Here is a 22,039-nt window from a genome sequence, read left to right on the forward strand (position 1 = left end):
TTTATAAATGAATCATAATATTATTTAAAATTAACCCACAATAAATTAAAATAATTCTCATTATCAAATTTACTTTTTGTGCTGCTTAGGCCTCCCATGAATCAACCCTTCAGTTTTTCAACCTCAAAAACATTGTTAGCAGTTGCTATTTTTACTTCGATGACAGCAAGTCACGCTGAAGAAATAACAGAACAACAAAACTCAACCAGTGTTCTCCCCACTATTTCTGTTCAAGCGCAAAAAGAAAGCACTTCGCCTTACGTCGCAACGAAAGCAAACTCTGCCTTAAAATCAGACGCACCTTTATTTAAAACTGCTCAATCGGTTTCGGTAGTAACACGTGAACAGCTCGATCAGAAACAAGCAAAAACCTTAGCAGATGCACTTGAAGGCGTTGCAGGTGTTGGAGCTGGAAAACTTGGTCGTCGTGGTTGGGATGATTTCATTATTCGTGGGCAAACTTCTTCTGATTCAGTTTATGTAGATGGTTTAAGAGTAGGTCAAAATACATATGTTGCTACTGAGTTATCAGGCATGGATCAGGTACAAGTTTTAAAAGGGCCTGCCTCTATTAATTTTGGTTTGGTGGCTCCAGGAGGTATGGTCAACTTAGTGACTAAACGCCCTCAAGCTGAAAGCTTTGCTCGGGCCACTATGACTTATGGCAGCTACAATCTTAAAGAAGGTACGTTCGATTTAAACTATAGTCCTAATAATAGTGAAAAAGGTGCTTTCCGTTTAAATGGTCGTATCTCGGATCAAGATGACCCAACAGATTATGTGTATTTTAAAAATTACTACATCTCCCCCTCTTATAACTTTGACTTAGGGGATAACACTGATCTCTCTGTCATCGCAAGCTATCAGCATCGCGAATACATTCGTCAACAAGGTTTACCTGTCATTGGTACATTAAAAGATAACCCTAACGGCGCTATAGACCGAAGTTTATATATTGGCGATCCTAATTTTGGTAAATATGAGGCAGATGTTTACCGTACAGGTTATACCTTTAAACACGCTTTTGATAACGGTTGGAACTTTAATCAGAACTTTGCCGTACAAAAAACTGAAATGGATGGTACTGCTGTCTTTGCTCGCACGGGTAACAACTTTTGGGCAAAAAACAAACAAGGTGAAATCGACTACACAACCATTAGCCGTAAAAATAATAGCCGCCACCAAATTATTGATAATTTAAGCTTTGCCATCGATAACCGTTTAAATAAACAGTTTGATTTATATGGTATGCAACACGACCTTAATATTGGCGTAGATGCTTTTCAGGAAAAAAGTGATTACACCAATGATAAATACGATATTGGCGATTTAAATATCTATGATCCCGTTTATGGGCAAAATGTAAAATTGACTCAAAATGTTCGTGATATCAACCGTCTCAAATATTTAGGACTTTATTTACGTGATCGCATTCAGCTTAATGACCAATTACTTTTAAGCTTATCTGGTCGTCAAGACTGGGCGCAAACTCAAACTACAAGTTTGGTTAATAGCAATACGACTAAACAATCAGACAATGCATTTACGGGCAGCGCCTCTGTCATGTATACCCTTAATGACATTGTGGCTCCTTATGTCAGCTACGCTACTTCATTTACCCCAAATAGTGGTACTGATGTAAATAACAATCCGTTCAAACCTGAAGAAGGGAAACAGGTTGAAGTCGGAATGAAATTACAAAGCCCAGATCAACGAGTTCAAGGTGCTATCGCTTGGTATGACTTAAAACGTCAAAATGTTTTAGTCACTGATACTGCGAATAGTGGATATAAAGTACAACGTGGCGAACAGTTAACTAGTGGTATCGAGACTGAGCTCAGCGCAGAAATTTTAGAAGGTTTGAAATTAACAGCTGCGTATACCTACACAATTGATGCTGAAATTAGTAAAGATGCAAACGCGAGCAATGTAGGAAAAGCACTCGACAATATTCCTGAGCATGCTTATAGCTTATCAGCGCGCTATAAATTTGACCCTGCGTCGAAACTTGGTTGGTATGTCGGCGGTGGATTCCGAGGTGAAACCTATAAAACTATGGATAAGCTAGATGTCCATATTCCAGGCTATACCGTATTTGATACAGAAGCTGGCTATGATGCAGGACATTGGGGTGCTCAACTAGCAATCCGTAATCTATTCGATAAAGATTACTATGCAGGTGCCTTAAATGAAAATTTGGTGACTTTAGGTAATCCACGTCAAATTAACTTTACTGTGAAATTTAACTATTAAAATTACCTATAAAAAAACGCACTCGATTCGAGTGCGTTTTTTTCGCAGCTTAAAATGCTTTAGAAAAAATAATGCTGTACTAAAGTAGAGATACCTACAATTAAGAAAATAGCAGCACCAATTTTATGAATGAGCGAGATAGATAAACGTTCAGCCAATTTATTACCAATAAATACAGCTGGCGCATTGGCAATCATCATCCCTAAGGTTGTACCTAACATCACCCAAAAAATGCTGTCATAACGTGCAGCTAAAGCGACTGTTGCAATTTGGGTTTTGTCACCAATTTCAGCTAAGAAAAATAAGATGAAGGTAGCACCAAAAACACCAAATTTTTGCCATCTGTTAATACTATCCGTTTCATCATCTAACTTATCTGGAATAAGCATCCAGAAAGCCATACCAATGAAGCCAGCTGCAAGAACCCAGACTAAAATTTCGGGGCTCAGCACAGTTGTGATCCACTGTCCAAGTACAGCAGAAATACCATGATTAATTAGAGTAGCTAAAAGAATCGCAATAAGAATAGGGATTGGCTTACGGAAACGTGCAGACAGTAAAAGGGCCAATAATTGAGTTTTATCGCCCATTTCAGCGAGGGCAACAATTGAAGTAGAAATCAGAAATTCTTGCATGTCGTTTCTCTGGCTAGCATAAATGCCCATGACCTACCCCTCCTGCTAGCCAAATATCTGCAGAGTGGTAAATCAAAGGTCTTGCCAACTCGGAAACGATGAGACGTTTAAGCTATGATGACCATGTTCTGTTGAACAATTATGTTGATCATCACCTATTCATTCAGAAATGAATAGCGGCTACTCCCCAATGAAGTATGTGCTCATTATATTCGAGTAGTTCTATTTTTCAAACATTCAGGCGAAAAATTTTATCCACGCCCAAACTAACAATCGTCCTAGACCCAATAATAAAGCCAAACAAATACTTAAGTTAATAAATCCAAAATGATTAATGCCAGTTACGTGCTGAGATTGAAATTCAAATGGCAAAATAAGCATTGCTACAAATACTTCCAAGCCCATTGCAACGTAGGTCATCCATTCCCAAGGAAAGTGTAAAACACTCACCCACAACCCCATTAATAAAAATACAATTAATAGAATCGGCACCATGATTTTTAAAAATCCTACCATTTATTCTTTCTCCTTTACCTACTAACGAGAAATTTCTCCTCTCTCGACACTTCATTTTTCGTCTTTAGATTAACTTAAAACCAATTAAATTAGATATCAAAATAAAACCCCGCCGAAGCGAGGTTTTAATGATTCATTTAAAAATATTAGATCAATAAAGTACGAATATCTTTAAGAAGTTTCGTAAGTTTATTTGTAAAGCGAGCTGCATCTGCACCATTAATTACACGGTGGTCATAAGACAATGACAACGGCAACATTAAACGCGGATCAAAGTCTTTACCATTCCATACTGGCTGCATTGTTGCAGGTGAAATACCTAAAATTGCAACTTGTGGCCAGTTCACAAGAGGTGTAAATGCTGTACCACCAATTGCGCCTAAACTTGAAATGGTGAAATTCGCACCTTGTAAATCTTTCGGTGTTAATTTCTTATCACGCGCTTTTTGACCTAACACACCCAATTCAACTGCAATTTGCTTAATTGATTTTTGGTCTGGGTTACGAAGTACTGGCACAGTTAAACCATCAGGTGTTGCTACCGCAATTCCCATATGGATTTCATTGCGCAAGAGCACTGATTTACCGTCATCAGATAGATGACCTGCAAACTCACGCTCTTCTTTTAACAAGTACGCAACCGCTTTGATAATGAATGCCATAATCGTCAGGCTAATACCTTCTTTTTTGAAGTTGCCTTTTAACTCATTACGCCAATCTTCCAACTCAGTAATGTCAGCCAAATCAAACTGGGTGACTTGCGGAATAAAGTTGTTCAACGACAATTGCGGAATTGATACTTGCTGCAAACGTGTCAGTACTTTTTCTTCTACGCCACCAAACGCAGTGAAGTCAGGAAGCTTTGGCAAACCCGAAACCGCTGGTGCAGCCGAAGCAACTGGTGCCGCTTGCGGTGCAGTTAAACGAGTCTTCACATACGCAAAGATATCTTCTTTAACAACACGGCCATGCTCACCAGAAGTTTTAACTTGAGATAAAACTACACCAAGTTCACGAGCAAGCTTACGCACAGCTGGGCCTGCATAAACTTTAGCGTTTTCGGCTTCTTGTTCTTTGGTTAATTTATCATTACCAGAAGAAGCAGGGGCAGATACTGCTTGAGTCGGAGCAGGAGTTGCCGCTTTAGGTGCTGCTGCCTGTGGAGCTGATTCTGCTTTCGCCGCTGGTGCAGCAGCAGGTGCTTGGCCTTCAGCTTCAATTGTTGCCAGTAATACACCTTGTGAAACTTGTTGGCCTGCTTGCAAGTGAATTGCTTTCACAACACCAGCAACAGTACTTGGAACTTCCACAGTTGCTTTATCTGACTCAACAACAACAAGGCTTTGGTCTACATCAACTTTGTCACCAACCTGAACCAAGATTTCAGCAACAACTGCTTTATCTACACCCAAATCAGGAACGTTAATATCAACCGGTCCAGATTGAGCAGCAGTCGATGCTACAGTTTCTTGCTGAGCTGGTGCAGGTGCTGCCGCTGGAGCTTCTGTTGTAGAAGCAGGAGCTTCTGCTTGCGCACTTGATGCAGACGTTGTTTTCACTTTAATGAGCACAACACCTTCTTTAACTGTATCGCCTTCTTTAACTTGAATGCTTTCTACAGTACCTGCAACACTGCTTGGTACTTCTACAGTTGCTTTGTCAGACTCAACCACAACGATGCTTTGTTCAACATCAATCTGTTCGCCAACTTTTACTAAAATTTCACCAACTAGTGCTTTTTCAACACCAATATCGGGAACTTGAACTTCAACCACTTGGCTAGTGGTTGCCGTTGCTGGTTGAGCAGCAGTTGAAGGCTGTTGAGCCGCTGCCGGTGTTGCTGTTTGTTCAGCTGCTGGTGCAGCTTTTGGAGCTTCCTCTGCTTGAGCTACTGGTGCAGCACCCTCAGCTTCAAGTTCAAGCAATACCGTACCTTCAGTTACGCTATCACCTTCTTTGATTAAGATGCTTTTTACCACACCTGCTGAAGTGCTAGGCACTTCAACAGAGGCTTTATCTGACTCAAGCAAAACAAGGCTGTCATTTTCTGCAATGCTGTCGCCAACTTTTACTAAAATTTCAGCAACAACTGCTTTATCTACACCAATATCAGGGGTCTTAATTTGCATGCTTAGTTCCCCTCACCTGTTTGCGTTTCATTATATTCAGCAACTGCCTGAACTTCTGGATGCGCTTGAGGAGCCCATGCCACTGGACGGTCAGTATCTAACTCAAAGTTAGAAATTGCGTCTTTAACTAAACGTGCATCCACTTCACCTTCGTCAGCTAATTTTTTCAAAGTAGCAACAACGATATGTGCAGCATCAACACCAAAGAAACTACGTAAGTTAGCACGTGTATCTGAACGACCGTATCCATCTGTACCTAATGCAACAAATGGGCGACCATCTGGAAGATAAGCACGGATTTGTTCGCTGTAAGCACGCATATGGTCTGTTGCTGAAACAACGATACCTTCTGTACCACGTAACTGTTTAGATACCCAAGATTCTTTCACTTCTTCAGAAAGTGGATGTAAACGGTTATATTCTTCACATGCCATACCATCACGTGACAACTCATTGAAGCTTGTTACACTCCAAACGTTTGAGTGGATTTGATATTCATCACGTAAGATTTTCGCAGCTTTGATTACTTCACGAAGAATTACACCTGAACCAAGTAATTGGACAGTTGCTTTTTCATCTTTTTCGAACAAGTACATACCACGTTTAATGCCTTCCTCAGCACCTTCAGGCATTGCAGGATGCTCGTAGTTTTCGTTCATTACAGTTAAGTAGTAGAACACACGCTCTTGGTTCACATACATACGTTGCAAACCGTCATGTACGATTACAGCTAATTCATAACCAAAACATGGATCATAAGATACACAGTTTGGAATAGTGTTCGCCAAGATATGTGAATGACCATCTTGGTGCTGTAGACCTTCACCGTTCAATGTTGTACGACCAGCTGTTGCACCTAACAAGAAACCTTGAGCTTGCGCATCACCAGCTGCCCACGCAATGTCACCAATACGTTGGAAACCGAACATTGAGTAGTACATATACATTGGAATCATTGGCAAGTTATTCGTTGAATAACTTGTTGCCAACGCAGCCCATGCACTCATCGCACCAGCTTCGTTAATCCCTTCCTGTAGCATGTGACCATCACTTGCTTCACGGTAATGCATTAATTGTTCTTGGTCTTCTGGGGTATATTTTTGACCGTGAGCAGCATAGATACCGAGCTGACGGAACATACCTTCCAGACCAAAAGTACGTGCTTCATCTGGAACAATTGGCACTACGCGATCTTTAATCGCTTTTTCTTTGAGTAAAGAAGCAATTAAACGAACCATCACCATAGTGGTAGATTGTTCTTTACCACCTGAACCATTTAATACAGCATCAAATACAGATAATTCAGGAATCGCTAAAATTTCACTCTCTTTACGACGTGCAGGTAGGTAACCACCTAACGCTTCACGACGCGCCTTCATATACTTCATTTCTGGAGAGTTTTCACTTGGGCGGTAGAATGGAAGCTCTTCTAACTTATCGTCTGTAAATGGAAGATTGAAACGGTCACGTACATATTTCAAAGAGTCGATCTGCATTTTTTTGATTTGGTGAGTTTTGTTCACCGCTTCAATTTCTTCAGACAAACCGTAACCTTTAACAGTTTTCGCAAGAATAACTGTTGGTTGACCTTTAGCTTTCATTGCTTCTGCATAGGCAGCAAACACTTTGTAAGGGTCGTGACCACCACGGTTAAGATTATCGATATCTTCATCGCTTAAATCTTTTACAAGTTCCGCAGCTTCTGGGTACTTGCCAAAGAATTTTTCACGCGTGTATGCACCACCTTTCACTTGATAGCGTTGGTATTCACCATCAACTGTCTCTTCCATTACCGCTTTTAAAGCGCCTGTGCTGTCTTTTGCAAGTAGTGGGTCCCAATGACGGCCCCATACCACTTTAATAACACGCCAGCCCGCACCACGGAATAAAGATTCTAGTTCTTGAATGATTTTACCGTTACCACGTACAGGACCATCTAAACGCTGTAAGTTACAGTTAACAACCCAGATAAGGTTATCAAGCTTTTCACGACCAGCAAGTGAAATAGCACCAGTACTTTCTGGCTCATCCATCTCGCCATCGCCAAGATAAGCCCAAACTTTACGATCTTCTTCTTTGATCAAGCCACGGTTCATTAAATATTTTTGAATATGTGCTTGATAAATCGACATGATTGGACCAAGACCCATTGATACGGTTGGGAATTGCCAATAGTCAGGCATTAAATATGGATGCGGATAGCTTGGTAAACCGTTACCGCCAACTTCACGGCGGAAATTACTTAACTGTTCTTCAGTTAAACGTCCTTCAAGGAATGAACGTGCATAAATACCAGGAGCACAGTGCCCTTGGTAATAAATCATATCTCCGCCAAAGCTATTGCTGTTTGCGCGGAAGAAATGGTTAAAACCTACGTCATATAATGTTGCACTTGATGCGAAGCTCGCCAAGTGTCCACCTAAATCATCACCTGTTTTATTCGCGCGAAGTACCATTGCTAAGGCATTCCAACGAATCAATGCACGAATACGGCGTTCCATATCTTGGTCGCCTGGCATTGCAGGTTGTTCTTCAACAGAAATTGTATTTAAGTAAGGTGTATTGAGACGTTGAATTGGAACATGCTTAGCAATTGCTTGTTGGTAAAGTTTTTCCAACAAGAATGCCGCTCGTTCAGTTCCCATATGTTGTAAAACTGAATCGAATGCATCTTGCCATTCTTGGGTTTCTTGTGCGTCGGAGTCACCGTAAAACGCCATAATTCACCTGTTCCTTGTTCTCTAATCTACTTTGTATTTTTACCACGTTTTACCCCTTTCAAGTTATTGCCTCGGGTGAATGTGGGGGGGGCCTATTATTTTCTGAATGAATAGTCATTGACCGAGCAGTAAACAAAATAACAAAAAAACGCCAATAATGGCGTTTTTTTATACAATCTTTGCGTTAAAAAAGGTTTAGCTTAGTTTTAGATTCATAAATTTAATAACCTTACTTTTTTAACTATGCTTTTATGGAAGCATCGCCAAGTAAGTAGTTGGGTTTTTACGTTGACCGTCTTTTACTACTTCATAATGCAAATGTGGACCAGTACAGCGACCTGTACACCCTACATTAGCAATATGTTCACCTGCAGATACTTGGTCGCCTACACGTACCATTAGACGTGAAGCATGAGCATAACGCGTTAAATAACCATTGCCGTGGTTAATTTCAACATATTGACCATAGCCAGTACCCCAGCCAGATTTAGTTACAATACCTGGGCCTGTAGCATAGATTGGCGTGCCACTCGGAGCAGCCATATCTAATCCGCCATGATGTTCTGCACGACCGCCCATAGTGCGGCCACCAAAGTTTGAAGAAACTCGTACAGTATCAGGAAGAGGGTGAGAAACTAACCAAGAGTAAGAATTTGAAGAAGAGGCATTAAAAGAATTTTTTGCGGTTGTATTACCGTACTTCTTTGCGAGCGACTCATTGTTGAGTTCAACTGTTTTTTGGCGTAAGGTCACTGAAACTTTCGCACTCGCCGGAAGATCTAAATCGTCAGGATGAGTATATGAACCTTGAGATAATGTTTTTGATAGCTGTTCCAATCGATCTGAGTCAGTAGATTGGTTAATTGTTTGATAATCTGCAAAAGCAACCGATGCTGCCGAAGCGGCAAGTGAAAACGCTAATAAAATACGACGCGTGTGCATAAAAACCTCTTGAAACTGTTCTTACTCAAGTTCCTTATGATCTCTTCCTTGATATCGATTGAAATGAACGCTTAAGATTAAGACAAGAATCCATCCGAGAATGATCATGTCTAAACCCGATAACGTTTTTCAACAAACCGGAAAACACATAAAAACAGGAAACCTTACGTTTCTAACAACGCAAGTCGCGCAATGGCAAAGACTTACGAAAATTATCCAACCCTTATTGCCCCAACCGGAACAATGGCAGGTCGTGTGTTATCAAAATGGCTCTTTAATCATTACTGGTGAAAATCAAGCGATGATTAGTCAACTCAGCTATTTACAGAACCAATATGTATCTAAATTATCTCAGCTTGAAGGGTTAAAAGACTTACAAAGAATTCAGGTCCGATTGAGAAATAAAAATATTCCAAATGTACCCTCAACTGAGCCATCTAAACCCATTCCCCCGGAAACACAAGAAATGTTACGTAGTGCAGCCGACTTCGTGAGCGACCCTAAGCTTAGCCAAGCTTTACTACGTTTGGCAAGCAATAAAAAATGACGAGCTTTCTATTTCTTAATTAGAATCATTATTATTATGTGATTATAATCACACTTTTTAATGTTACATTATAACATAGCCAAGTAAAGACAAGGACTTATGTCACGCTCACATATGGAATTGGACATTGACTCTCGTCATCAAATGTTACAATTTCATAATTACTCGGATCACTTTGAACATTACGTAACAACTGATTATTTAAAGCATGTCCTGATTTATAGCCATCAAACTTGGCAATAATTTGATGACCAAGCAAATACAAATCACCAACTGCATCCAAAATCTTATGTCTAACAAATTCATCAGCGAAACGTAAACCTTCTTCGTTGACGACCCCTGTATCATCTACACCAATTGCATTATCTAAACTTGCACCTAGTGCTAAATTGTTTGCCTTCAGGTAATCCAGATCTTTCATGAAACCAAAAGTACGTGCTTCACTGACTTCATAAACAAACGTTTCAGTCGAAAAATCGATAGTTGCAGATTGATATTCTTTAGCAAATGCCGGATGGTCAAAATCAATCGTGAAATTTAATTGAAAACCATTGTGAGGGCTGAAAATTGCTTTCTTATCATCGATGAGTGCTTCAACTGGTTTTAATATTCTTATGAATTTTTTCGGTGCATCCAATTCACGCAATCCACCTTGCATTAAAAGGTAAATAAATGGACCGGCACTACCATCCATAATTGGAACTTCAGAAGCAGATACCTCAACAATCAGGTTATCAATTCCTAAACCTGCAATCGCACTCATTACATGCTCAATTGTTCCTACTTTTATATCTCCAGTTACCAAGTTGGAGCACATAAAAGCTTCTTGAATGAGCAATGCATTAGCAGGGATATCGACTGGCGGATCCAAATCGATACGGCGAAATACAATACCCCCATCCACGGTATGTGGAATGAAATTGATCATCACTTTTTGACCGCTATGAAGACCTATTCCACTCGCTTTTACCACACGATTGAGAGTACGCTGTTTCACCATGCTTTGTAACTTCTTTTTTAAAACCGCTATACGTTAGCATATTTAGTCATTGATCAAAAATAAAAAAAGGCAGTGTTTAAACACTGCCCTTCATTCAATCTAACGATTATTTACTTACGTTGCTGATTTTTCAAGTAATCTTGAATACTCATTGGAGAAGAACGCGGAGTAGAACTTGCTGTGCTACTGACTTCATTATCAGTGTTTTGACGCTTATTGATTGCAGGAACATCATCTTCATCAACAGATTGAACTGATTGAGACGATGCATGGCTTACCGTATTACGTTTTCTTGGTTCAGCATCTGCTGCATTACGAGTTAAACCAGTTGCAATCACTGTTACGCGTAATTCATCACGTGCATCTGGATCAAATACTGTACCGTAGAAGATTTCACCTTCATCAAGGTCAACAATCTGGTTCACAACATCAGTAATGATCTCAGTCTCACGTAACGTAATGTCATCACCACCCGTAATGTTAATTAACACGCCTTTGGCATTAATAATATTTACGTTATCAAGTAATGGACTACGGATCGCTTGTTCAGCAGCTTGACGCGCACGATCTTCACCACGACCTAAACCAGCACCCATCATTGCGTAACCGCGAGTACTCATTGCAGTTTTCAAATCGGCGAAGTCAAGGTTAATGTGACCACGGTTAACAACCAAGTCAAAGATACTACGTACAGCGTTTAACAACACGTCATCAGCTTTTTTATAAGCATCCTTCATTGAAATATCGCCATATACGCTTAATAAGCGTTGGTTAGGGATAATAATCAATGAATCAACATGTGCTTCAAGTGCTTCAATACCACGCTCAGCAGACTTTAAACGGCGACGGCCTTCAAAGTTAAATGGTGTTGTAACTACACCAACAGTCAAAATACCCATTTCTTTGGCAACTTCAGCCACAACAGGCGCTGCGCCAGTACCCGTACCACCACCCATACCAGCGGTAACGAAAACCATATCGGTACCTTCAAGGTGGTGACGAATGATTTCACGGCTTTCTTCTGCTGCAACTTGCCCTACTTCAGGGTTAGCACCAGCACCTAGACCACGTGTACTTTGCTCGCCTAACTGAATTTTGAAAGGTGCATTCATACAGTCCAGTGCTTGTTTGTCTGTATTGGCACAAACGAATTTAACACCTTGAATATCAGACTGCACCATATGTTGAACGGCATTACCGCCACCACCACCTACACCAAATACAGTGAAACGGGCTTGACCGTTGCCATCGTTTAGTTCATCTTCTATAAATTCAAATGAGGCCATGACCTTTAGGGTTCCTAATACATTATGGCAGTCACTTCAGCCCGTATACTGCCTTGATTTTCAAAAATAACTAATTTTAAGAATGCTGTGCAATACCAACCTTGTCAAGTACAGCGGTTTTCTCTTACAACTTCCTAACAATTCTACCAATAAATACATACATCCTAAAAAATGGCTTTTAATTTGCTATTAAACGCATTCCAGCCATTTACCATTCGTTCCCATACCGAACGGTCATTTGCCTCTTCAGGCTCTTCAACAGCATCTTGCAACTCACTTTGGCTAAACATAAGCAAACCAGCTGCTGTTGCATACATAGAACGACGTAAGGCTGCTTGATGTTGATCATCAGCATAAACCTGTAACGGCGGATTACCCAAATGTGCAGATACACCCAACATACGACGAGCTAAACTCACCATACCTTCTATTTGACAAGCATCCCCTGTCAATACTACACCATGGTATAAACCATGAATTGCACCGCTTTGTTCGAGTTCATCGCGAATCTGGCTAAAGATCTCTTCATAACGGGCAATAATAATTTCTGACAACTCAATCCGGCTAATTGTTTGAGGGCCATCAATTCCTTCTACCTGAATCATGTGATCTGGCTTAACAGCACTTAAATCGACACAACCATGCAGAATTTTAATTCGTTCAGCTTCTTCTGTCGTAGTTTGCAATACAGCTGCAATATCACGTGTAACGTGCTCACCACCGCGTTGCAATGTACGTGCTAGAGCTAAACGTCCATCTAGATAAACAGCAAGATTGGTAATGCCTGCGCCAATATCAACCAGACAAACACCATACTCTTTTTCATCTTTCAGCAAGCTTGCCTCAGCGGTTGCCAGACAAGACACTACCATTTTTTCAACCCCGATATTTGCACCTTTCATGGCACGATCAAGATTTTGCATAGTCGCTATAGGCATCATCATTAACTGATAATGTCCAGTCATACTATGAGCAGTCATATTAATTGGATTCTGCACCCATTCAGCAGAATCACCTAATTCAAAGCCTAGCGGTACTGCACTTGCTAAATAGTAGTCCGAAGTCACATGACTTGCTTTTGCCAATTCTAACGCGCGCACAACTTCATTTGTTGTAATCACATGTGCTGGATTAGATACTGGTGTGCGACCAGAGGCATAAAAGCTTTGCAGCTCGGTACTCGGAATAGATACCCATGCGCTATGAATGCGACATTCGGCCATATTTTCCGCTTCAGCAACAGCATTTTTAATCGCAGCAATGACTTTATCGAGGCTTACAATTTTTCCTTTATTCATGCCTCGATTGCGAGCAGTTGCCATACCGATAACTTGAATGTTATCCGGCGCATGAATTTTTCCAATCAAAACTGAAACTTTATGCGTCCCAATGTCAATCGCAACAACTGAGGGAACAGCTTCACTCATCACTCATACCATTTCTTTGTTGTTTAATACCAGGCAAATTGCCTATTTTAAAGCCACGTATTATGGCTTTGCTTTTGTTCCACCTGCAATGCTTGTGTCATCACTCGTTACAACAAACTGACCATTCACAATTTTAGGTGGTGTTGCGTTCTTCCATTGAATAGATAATCCATTACGATATCGCAAATCAATGGCTGAGATTTTCGACCACACCGGTTTTAAGTCAGATTGTGCCAGATGACTTAAACGTTGCAACTTATTCATTGTTTGATCTTGGTCAACAATAATACGCAAACCAGAATCAAATTGCATAAACCAAGTCATTCGCTCAGTCAGATATAACTCTTTTAAGCGTAAATTAACAGGATGGAATAATTGATTAATTTCATTATAGCGTCGCATCATCATCTTTGACTGACTTACCGGCCCATGAAGCAACGGAAGTTCAGGATGAATTGTCGGCTCCGCCTCACTAAATACATCGCCTCCATCGCTTAACAAGCGACCTGTTCCCCAACGGGCGATAGCATGTCGAGGCATGACACGAACACGAATACCATTGGGCCAAGCACGAGATACAACAACTCGGTCTACCCATGAAATTTCTAATGTTTTGTCACGAATTTGTTCTAAATCAGATGTGAAATAATTCGCTTTTATAATTGGAGCAACATGTTGCATCACTTGTTGGGTTTCAACAGAAGAGGCTGAACCTACAACTTCTAGTTTTGCAACTGTTGCATCTGTAATAACTTTATATAACCCATAAATTCCGACTGCCAGCACTACAAAAGCAATAACCAACAGCACCCATCCACCAGCATTCGCAAGCTTCTGCTTACGCGTAGGCGGTTTATCATGAATAGAGGTGATGGCCGCACGTTTACGGCGCATGGAAGCCGGAAGTTGTGCCATATTTAAGCCGTACCTTCCAATGTTTGCTCAAGAATCGCAACACACAATTCATCAAAGCTATAACCAACAGCTTTAGCAGCTTTTGGAACTAAAGAGTGACTGGTCATACCTGGAACAGTGTTTACTTCTAAAAGCCAGAAATTGCCTTGCTCATCCTGCATCGCATCAATACGGCCCCAGCCTTCCGCACCCACCGCCTGAAAAGCACGTAAACACAATGCCTGTAGGTTTTTCTCTTCAGCCTCACTCAGGCCACAAGGAATACCATACTCGACATCATTACGTTGATATTTCGCTTCATAGTCATAGAAAGCAACATCTGCTGGTGGTTGCAAACGAATGACAGGCAAAGGTTGTCCATTTAGGAATGAAATTGTGAACTCACGACCGGTGATCCATTTTTCTGCCATCACCACAGCATCGTGCTGAGTCGCCTTTTCAATTGCTGCAGCAAAGTCTTCTACTTTCTCAACCTTACTCATGCCGACACTTGAGCCTTCATGTACAGGTTTGATAATGACAGGTAAGCCTAACTCAGCAATCACCGCATCTAAATCTGTTTCTTTAGTAATAATGCGATATGGCGCTGTAGGTAAATCGCTACCTTGCCAGATTTGCTTAGTTTTAACTTTGTCCATGCCAATCGCAGAACCTTGCACACCTGTTCCTGTATAAGGCAGATTTAACCATTCAAGTACACCTTGAATCTGGCCATCTTCCCCCCCGCGACCATGCAATACAATAAATGCACGATCATAATTTACAAGTTCAGTCACACTGCGGTCTTGTGGATCAAATGCTTCAGCCTGAACACCTGAACGTAACAAAGCGTCCAAAACTGCCTGACCACTATCCAAAGACACAGCACGCTCAGCCGATTTCCCACCAAATAACACGGCAACTTTGCCGAATTTTGTAGCATTTGACACGTTTAAATCCTTAACCCGATAATTCAATACTTTTTGTTTATTTCACATACAAATGATGTTGCGCAAGTTCTACTGAAATTGCTCCCACGTTACCCGCACCTTGCGTTAATAACAAGTCATTTGGTTGTAACACATTTTGCATGATGTTTTGCAAATTACCTTCCACCGGATCAACCAAAATTGGTTCTACTTGTCCGCGTAAACGAATACTACGCGCTAAAGTACGGCTGTCTGCACCCACAATAGGCTTTTCACCAGCAGGGTAAACTTCCAACAATAATAATTGATCGACTTGAGAGAGCACTTCAATGAAGTCATCAAAACAATCGCGGGTACGAGAATAACGATGTGGTTGGAACAACATAACCAAACGACGATCTGGATGACTTTGACGAGCAGCTTTAATTGTTGCTTCTACTTCTTTCGGATGGTGTCCATAGTCATCAACTAACTTAACGTTGCCATCAGCAAGTTCAAATTCACCTTGCACTTGGAAGCGACGGCCAACGCCACTAAATCCTTCTAATGCACGGCTAATTGCATCATCAGAAACGCCTTCATCTGTGGCGACACCAATTGCGGCCAAGGCATTTAAAACATTATGTAAGCCTGGTTGATTAATTGTTAAACGCAATGGTTCACGGCCTTTACGCAACACAGTGAAGTGCGATTGCATACCATCTTGTTCAATATCAACTGCACGAATGTCATTATCTTCATTAAAACCATAAGTAATGACTGGACGGCCTACACGCGGCAGAATTTCACGAATGTTCGCATCATCACCACAAACTACAGCCAAACCATAAAATGGTAAGTTATGAAGGAACTGTACAAACGTATCTTTTAATTTATCAAAGCTTCCTTCATAGGTATCCATATGGTCAGCATCGATATTGGTTACAATCGCTGCCATTGGCTGCAAATAAAGGAAAGATGCATCTGATTCATCAGCTTCAGCCACGATGAAACGGCTTTCACCTAACGCTGCATTTACGCCTGTACTGTTAAGTAAGCCGCCAATAACATAAGTTGGATCAAGGTTTTCTTCCGCCAACATCGTCGTCAAAAGACTTGTAGTTGTGGTTTTACCATGTGTACCAGCCACAGCAATACCGTGACGGTAACGCATAAGCTCGCCTAGCATTTCTGCACGACGCACAATTGGAACGCGCTGTTCAATCGCAGCTTTAATTTCCGGATTTTCTGGATCAATTGCTGTAGAAACTACAAGCACATTGGCATTTTTAATATTTTCTGGTTGATGGCCAATATAAACCTTGATGCCATTTTTCTCTAATTGTTCTGTAGTTTTAGACGCCTTAATGTCCGAACCGGAAATTTTATAGCCTTGGTTACCCAAAACCTCTGCAATGCCACACATCCCAGCGCCACCGATCCCCACAAAATGAATGTGTTTGATACGGCGCATTTCAGGCACTTTAATCAGTTTTTTTGCTTGGTTCGCAGCTGTTGATGGAGACATAGTAAATCCGATTACATTTTTTGGATAAGATCAACCACATGCTGAGTCGCATTTGGTTGGGCATGTTGACGCGCTTTCACTGCCATTTCAGTAAGTAATTGGCGGTTCATCAGCGAAGTGAACAATTCATTTAAAACATCTGGCGTCATGGTCGATTGCTGGCAAATTTTCGCAGCACCGACATCCGCCAGAAATTTGGCATTTGCAGTTTGATGGTCATCAACTGCTATAGGGAGTGGTACAAAAACTGCGGCCACACCTGCTGTTGCAACTTCTGTTACGGTGAGTGCTCCAGCTCGGCAAATAATTAAATCCGCTTCACTATAAGCTTTTGCCATATCTTCAATAAACGGCAAAACGTGTACAGTTAAATTAGCTGGTGCATCTGCATAAAGTGCTTGAGTTGCCTCAACTTGTTGCTGACCACACTGGTGAAAAATATTGAGTGGAACTTGTAATTGTTTTAATGCTGGAGGTAAGCGTTCATTGAGTGCTTTGGCACCTAAAGAACCACCAACAATTAGAATATTTAGAGGCTGTCCTGCTTGCGCACGCTCATCATAACGCCACTTTGGGCTTAAAATATCTGTGATTTCATGACGTACAGGATTTCCTGTTGTAACGACTTTTCCACCAGCAGGAAAGGTATTTGGAAATGCTTCACATACGACTTTAGCAACACGAGACAACTGCGCATTGGTAAAACCTGCAACTGCATTTTGCTCGTGAATAAGTACAGGAATACCTAACAAACGTGCGGCCAAACCACCCGGCCCCGCAACATAACCGCCAAAGCCTGCAACTGCATCAACTTTAAGTTGTTTCATATAACGCATTGCACTAAAAGTGGCTTTTAAAATTTTAAAAGGTGCAGCAACTTTACGGACTAATCCATTGCCACGAACACCTTGGATATCAATTTGATATATTGGAATATTTTGATCTTTTAATAACCGATTCTCCATACCTGTTGGCGTGGCTAACCATGAAACCTGACAACCTTGTTGTTGAAGTTGTTTGGCTACGGCGAGGGCTGGAAAAACATGTCCACCTGTACCGGCAGCCATCATCATGACATGTTTGGGTTTGCTTTGCTGTGAATCGGTCACGGTCTAATTCTTCAACTCAAAAAACAATGGAAATTGTCATCTATTTTTGTAGCCGTTTATTTTAATCCTAAAGCTTCATTAACGAAAAGCTAATTTCACTCGTTTATAACAGAAAGATGTGCTTTTTTGAAAATATGCCTACAAAGCTGTGGTGTATTTAGTATTGTTATTTTATTAATTCATATATTTTCAGGTGATTTCCAATAAATACCGCTGAAAATCACCTGAAACAAATAATTAAGCTGTGCGGCCAGCTTCTAATACATCAAATAGATCATCGGCAATGGATGTACCAAATTGAGCATCAATTTCGCGTATACAGGTTGGACTAGTGACATTAATTTCAGTGACATAATTACCAATCACATCTAACCCTACAAAAACTAAACCTTTTTCGCGCAAGAAAGGGCCAATTTTAGCTGCGATCAACTTATCATTTTCAGTAAGCGGACGCGCTTGGCCTAAACCGCCTGCCGCCAAGTTACCACGCACTTCACCATTTTGTGGAATACGAGCTAGACAGTAAGGAACAGGTTCGCCATTTACCATTAAAATACGCTTATCCCCTTCTACAATTTCAGGAATGTAGCGCTGAGCCATAATTGGACGAGTACCTAACTCTGTAAGCATTTCTAAGGTAGAACCAATATTTACACCATCTTGATATAAACGGAAAATTCCCATACCACCCATACCATCAAGTGGCTTAACGATTACATCGCCATGTTCTTTAATAAATTCACGAATTAAACTTTGTTGCGATGTCACAAGTGTAGGCACTTGCAGTTCTGGAAACTGCGTTGCAAAGAGTTTTTCATTGCAATCACGCAGTGACTGAGGCTTGTTAATAATCCATGAACCTTCGCGCTCAGCTTGCTCAAGCACATAAGTCGTGTAGACAAAATTCATGTCAAACGGCGGGTCTTTACGCATCAGCACAACATCGTAAGCCGCAATAGATTCTTTTTTCTTTTCGCCTAGCTCATAGTAATGGTTGTAATCTTCGAACACCTTTAACGGTGAAATGAGGCCGTAAGCTTTGCCTTGATCAATATATAAATCTTGTTGTAATGCATAACCTAACTCATGTCCACGACGGCTCGCCGCCCACAACATTGCCATGGTTGAATCCTTTTTAAGGTTTACGGTTTCAATCGGATCCATGACGACAAGTACACGCATACTCAAGCTCTTCTTAAAATTTAAATTAGCATGAGTATAACTGAGATTTTTCACTGGTTTTTCTTAATTTCAGTAAAACCTTATCGGTTATTTCTTTATCTTGAATTAAGCTAAATTCAGTTAAACTAAGGTTATAAGATACTATTTTTAAAGGCTAAACATGAAACTTTATCGCTATTTAACTGGCCCTGATGACTCTGCTTTTTGTGCACGAGTGACTAAGGCTCTGAATCATGGCTGGGAATTATATGAAGCACCCACTATGACTTTTAACGGCACGCATGTCATTGTGGGACAAGCAATTTGCAAAACAATTGATGAAAATTATGATCCAGAAATGGATATTTTAGATGTTCTCAAAAATAACGCGTAATTCCAGAAGGGTGCTTTTAATCGATGAAAAGTCCCCTTTAAAACCCAATTAACAAGAAAAACTAATGAGTCAACTCATACAATTCGTTTAATTTGCTAATTAACTTACTAAAAATCAGTTATTAAAAAATAAATATGTCATTTTTTAAGGTAATAGTTCTTTTATTCTAAACAATTAAATGATTATAATTATCATTTATACTTTTATTTTTGTTAATTGATTTTATTTTTATGTTAAGAATTTCTATACCATCTCCCCAAATGAAGCGTCTTTTCCCGCTGAGCTTACTCAGTTTAATGATCTTGAATATTCAAGGTGCCTACGCAGAGGAACCGACTGATTCAGCCGCAAAAGTGGCAGCTACCATGCCCACGATAAAAATTGAGGCAATGAGTGAGCTCGACCCAATTAAAAGTTATATCGACTATGATAAAGCCAATGTCACACGTAATGGTTTAGACAAAAAAGATATTCCTCAAACCATTGATACAATTGATGTTCAGAAATATAAAATTTATGGATCAAATGATTTAAGCGTTATGCTGCAAGGCACCCCTGGCGTATCAACCAGTTACGATATGCGCGGTGATGGCATCACGATTCGTGGCTTTGGTGCTGATACAGGTGATATTTACCGTGATGGTATACGTGAAAGCGGACAAGTACGTCGTAGTACAGCAAATATCGAACGTATTGAAATTTTAAAAGGCCCCGCCTCTGTTTTATATGGCCGTAGTGCTGGCGGCGGGGTTGTGAATATGGTGAGTAAATTCGCCAATTTTGACTCTAAAAGTTCAGTTGGTGCATACGCAGGTTCTTACGACAACTACGGAACAACGGCTGACATTAACCAAGTACTTAATGACAATTTAGCAATACGTTTGACTGGAGAATATGGTGAATCAGGGAGCTTCCGCTCCGGCATTGAAAATAAAATTGAAATGTTTTCACCAAGTTTCACTTATAAAAATGATGATGGAACTCTCACTTGGACTACACAATATACCTATGACAAATTAGGTCGTGTACCTGATCGCGGACCATCACGTGACATTCTGCCTGCAGGGACTTCAATTAAAATGGGATTTGCCCAAGACGGCGATTATGTTGATGATATTTTGCAAGTGGTCCGCACCGATGTGAATTATCAATATGCGCCTGATTGGAACTTTCACTGGGCAGCAAGTTACCGACAAGCAGAACAAAACTTTGACCACTTTTATTTTGGAACTTATTGTGGTTTAGATGGTAAAAACTCAAAGAATGAGTCTTGTACTAAAAAAGGTTACGTCGACCAAATTTACTACTGGCAACAAACCAGCAATAAGACCACCACCAATACATTTGATATTAAGGGCAAGTTCAAAACAGGCTCACTTGAACATCAAATTATGATGGGTACAGACTGGACATATGAACAACGAGAGCCACGTCTAGCCAATAAAACTCAAAATGGGTCAGCCATTTATGGTTACGTTAATCCAATCACTGGTGAACGAGAGTACAGTCGTGGCAATGGACCATTAAAGATTAGTCAGCATAACTATAATGAAGGCACAACTTACGGCGTATTTATTCAAGATTTAATTGGTCTAAATGACCAACTTAAACTCATGCTGGGCGTCCGCTACGATTACTTTGACTTTTCAACCACCAACAAGCTGACAAAAGAACACCGTAATGTAAAAGATGGCAGCTTTAGCCCAAATGTTGGTTTGGTATGGCAACCGCTTCCTGAACATAGCTTTTATACGTCTTACTCTAAAAGCTTTGCTCCATTTGGCGGACAAATGGGTGTTAACCAAGTTACTGGAAACACCGATGTCACAAAAATGGATAAAGAACCTCAATATAACGAGCAATATGAAGTTGGGGTAAAAAGCGAATGGTTAGATAATCGTTTAAATACTCAATTTTCTGTCTTTGATATTCGTAAAAATAATATTCGCTATAAACCAAATCCTAATGAGCAACCAGAAGTATGGGCAACTGCGGGTCAGCATCAATCTCGTGGTCTTGAATTTAGCTTTATTGGCCGCGTACTTGATAATGTCTTTGTGCGCGGTGGTTATGGCTACACAGATGCAAAAGTAAAAGAAGATAAACAAAAACCTGAACAAGAAGGCAACTATTTAGCCAATACATCTAAAAACACGGGTAATTTATTTGTTCGCTATTTACCAACTGAACAGTGGTATACCGAAGTGGGCGTGACCTATGTCGGGTCTTATTATCCAAATATTAATAATCAAGTAAAAATGGAAGGCTTTAACCGTGTCGATGCAGCGATTGGCTATAGTGCAGATCCATGGAATGTCACACTTGCGGTGAATAATCTAACCAATAAAGAGTACTGGCGTTCAGACAGTATGCCAGGCACACCACGTAATGTGTTATTGCGTTTGAATTATCAGTTCTAAAAAAAATATTAAAAAGGCATACCCCTATTTAGAGGTATGTCTTTTTCTTTTTAGATACCGTATTTTTCGCGATAAGCTTGCATGTTTGCTAGCGCTTCTTTTTTCAGCTTTGGGATGACTGAACAAGGATACAAAGAGAAATTAGGCATGATGCTAGAGTGTAAAAAGTG

Annotated in this window: 17 protein-coding genes and 1 riboswitch; of the genes, 4 read left to right on the plus strand and 13 right to left on the minus strand. The window is 40.4% G+C overall.

The annotated features are described in order from the left end of the window. Positions 1 to 96: 96 nt before the first annotated feature. Positions 97 to 2,253, plus strand: coding sequence for a TonB-dependent siderophore receptor (locus ACTJJH_RS05755; RefSeq protein WP_440600866.1), 2,157 nt, complete (start codon positions 97 to 99; stop codon positions 2,251 to 2,253). A 59-nt stretch (positions 2,254 to 2,312) separates the two neighbouring features. Here the strand turns inward: ACTJJH_RS05755 and ACTJJH_RS05760 are convergent, their stop codons facing one another. The 5 genes from ACTJJH_RS05760 to ACTJJH_RS05780 form a co-directional block, all read right to left on the minus strand. Beyond that, positions 2,313 to 2,888 (minus strand): TMEM165/GDT1 family protein, encoded by a 576-nt coding sequence (locus ACTJJH_RS05760; RefSeq protein ID WP_005804434.1) that lies wholly within the window; start codon positions 2,886 to 2,888, stop codon positions 2,313 to 2,315. 15 nt (positions 2,889 to 2,903) lie between these two features. Next, positions 2,904 to 3,089: riboswitch (yybP-ykoY riboswitch) on the minus strand. 36 nt (positions 3,090 to 3,125) lie between these two features. Next, the gene (locus tag ACTJJH_RS05765; RefSeq protein WP_017399842.1) at positions 3,126 to 3,404 is read right to left on the minus strand and encodes a hypothetical protein; all 279 of its coding nucleotides are present in this window, start codon (positions 3,402 to 3,404) and stop codon (positions 3,126 to 3,128) included. 146 nt (positions 3,405 to 3,550) lie between these two features. Further along, positions 3,551 to 5,533, minus strand: a complete 1,983-nt coding sequence (locus ACTJJH_RS05770) for a 2-oxo acid dehydrogenase subunit E2 (protein ID WP_440600867.1) — start codon at positions 5,531 to 5,533, stop codon at positions 3,551 to 3,553. A 2-nt stretch (positions 5,534 to 5,535) separates the two neighbouring features. Next, on the minus strand, positions 5,536 to 8,253 hold the full coding sequence (aceE, locus tag ACTJJH_RS05775; RefSeq protein WP_002121885.1) for a pyruvate dehydrogenase (acetyl-transferring), homodimeric type: 2,718 nt from the start codon (positions 8,251 to 8,253) through the stop codon (positions 5,536 to 5,538). Between the two features lie 249 nt (positions 8,254 to 8,502). Continuing rightward, a complete protein-coding gene (locus ACTJJH_RS05780) occupies positions 8,503 to 9,195 on the minus strand; it encodes a M23 family metallopeptidase (protein ID WP_002121983.1) in 693 nt (230 codons plus the stop codon). Between the two features lie 100 nt (positions 9,196 to 9,295). Between ACTJJH_RS05780 and ACTJJH_RS05785 the strand changes: the two genes are divergently transcribed. Continuing rightward, the gene (locus ACTJJH_RS05785) at positions 9,296 to 9,742 is read left to right on the plus strand and encodes a DUF721 domain-containing protein (protein ID WP_440600868.1); all 447 of its coding nucleotides are present in this window, start codon (positions 9,296 to 9,298) and stop codon (positions 9,740 to 9,742) included. Positions 9,743 to 9,839: 97 nt separating this feature from the next. On the opposite strand, the gene lpxC is transcribed toward ACTJJH_RS05785, so the two are convergent. The 8 genes from lpxC to gshB form a co-directional block, all read right to left on the minus strand. Further along, on the minus strand, positions 9,840 to 10,742 hold the full coding sequence (gene lpxC, locus ACTJJH_RS05790; RefSeq protein WP_002121967.1) for a UDP-3-O-acyl-N-acetylglucosamine deacetylase: 903 nt from the start codon (positions 10,740 to 10,742) through the stop codon (positions 9,840 to 9,842). A gap of 110 nt (positions 10,743 to 10,852) precedes the next feature. Continuing rightward, positions 10,853 to 12,028, minus strand: a complete 1,176-nt coding sequence (ftsZ, locus tag ACTJJH_RS05795) for a cell division protein FtsZ (protein ID WP_440600869.1) — start codon at positions 12,026 to 12,028, stop codon at positions 10,853 to 10,855. Positions 12,029 to 12,192: 164 nt separating this feature from the next. Then, complete coding sequence (ftsA, locus tag ACTJJH_RS05800) at positions 12,193 to 13,455, minus strand: cell division protein FtsA (protein WP_002122057.1); 1,263 nt, start codon at positions 13,453 to 13,455, stop codon at positions 12,193 to 12,195. Positions 13,456 to 13,515: 60 nt separating this feature from the next. Beyond that, entirely contained in the window at positions 13,516 to 14,370 is an 855-nt protein-coding gene (locus ACTJJH_RS05805; protein ID WP_014207933.1) for a cell division protein FtsQ/DivIB, read from the minus strand. A 2-nt stretch (positions 14,371 to 14,372) separates the two neighbouring features. Beyond that, a complete protein-coding gene (locus ACTJJH_RS05810) occupies positions 14,373 to 15,299 on the minus strand; it encodes a D-alanine--D-alanine ligase (protein WP_440600870.1) in 927 nt (308 codons plus the stop codon). A 37-nt stretch (positions 15,300 to 15,336) separates the two neighbouring features. After that, the gene (gene murC / locus ACTJJH_RS05815; protein WP_002122011.1) at positions 15,337 to 16,785 is read right to left on the minus strand and encodes a UDP-N-acetylmuramate--L-alanine ligase; all 1,449 of its coding nucleotides are present in this window, start codon (positions 16,783 to 16,785) and stop codon (positions 15,337 to 15,339) included. 11 nt (positions 16,786 to 16,796) lie between these two features. Next, positions 16,797 to 17,894 (minus strand): undecaprenyldiphospho-muramoylpentapeptide beta-N-acetylglucosaminyltransferase, encoded by a 1,098-nt coding sequence (murG, locus tag ACTJJH_RS05820; RefSeq protein WP_347750724.1) that lies wholly within the window; start codon positions 17,892 to 17,894, stop codon positions 16,797 to 16,799. A 237-nt stretch (positions 17,895 to 18,131) separates the two neighbouring features. Further along, positions 18,132 to 19,076 carry a glutathione synthase gene (gene gshB / locus ACTJJH_RS05825; RefSeq protein WP_063097684.1) on the minus strand — a complete coding sequence of 315 codons (945 nt, stop codon included), beginning with the start codon at positions 19,074 to 19,076 and terminating at the stop codon, positions 18,132 to 18,134. Positions 19,077 to 19,236: 160 nt separating this feature from the next. On the opposite strand from gshB, the gene ACTJJH_RS05830 reads away from it, so the two are divergent. Both ACTJJH_RS05830 and ACTJJH_RS05835 read left to right on the plus strand, forming a co-directional pair. Further along, entirely contained in the window at positions 19,237 to 19,449 is a 213-nt protein-coding gene (locus ACTJJH_RS05830) for a DUF1737 domain-containing protein (RefSeq protein WP_002122004.1), read from the plus strand. Between the two features lie 230 nt (positions 19,450 to 19,679). Then, the gene (locus ACTJJH_RS05835; protein ID WP_440600871.1) at positions 19,680 to 21,869 is read left to right on the plus strand and encodes a TonB-dependent receptor; all 2,190 of its coding nucleotides are present in this window, start codon (positions 19,680 to 19,682) and stop codon (positions 21,867 to 21,869) included. Positions 21,870 to 22,039 lie beyond the last annotated feature (170 nt).

Source organism: Acinetobacter sp. 22301 (assembly GCF_052045285.1).
GTDB classification, from domain to species: domain Bacteria; phylum Pseudomonadota; class Gammaproteobacteria; order Pseudomonadales; family Moraxellaceae; genus Acinetobacter; species Acinetobacter pittii.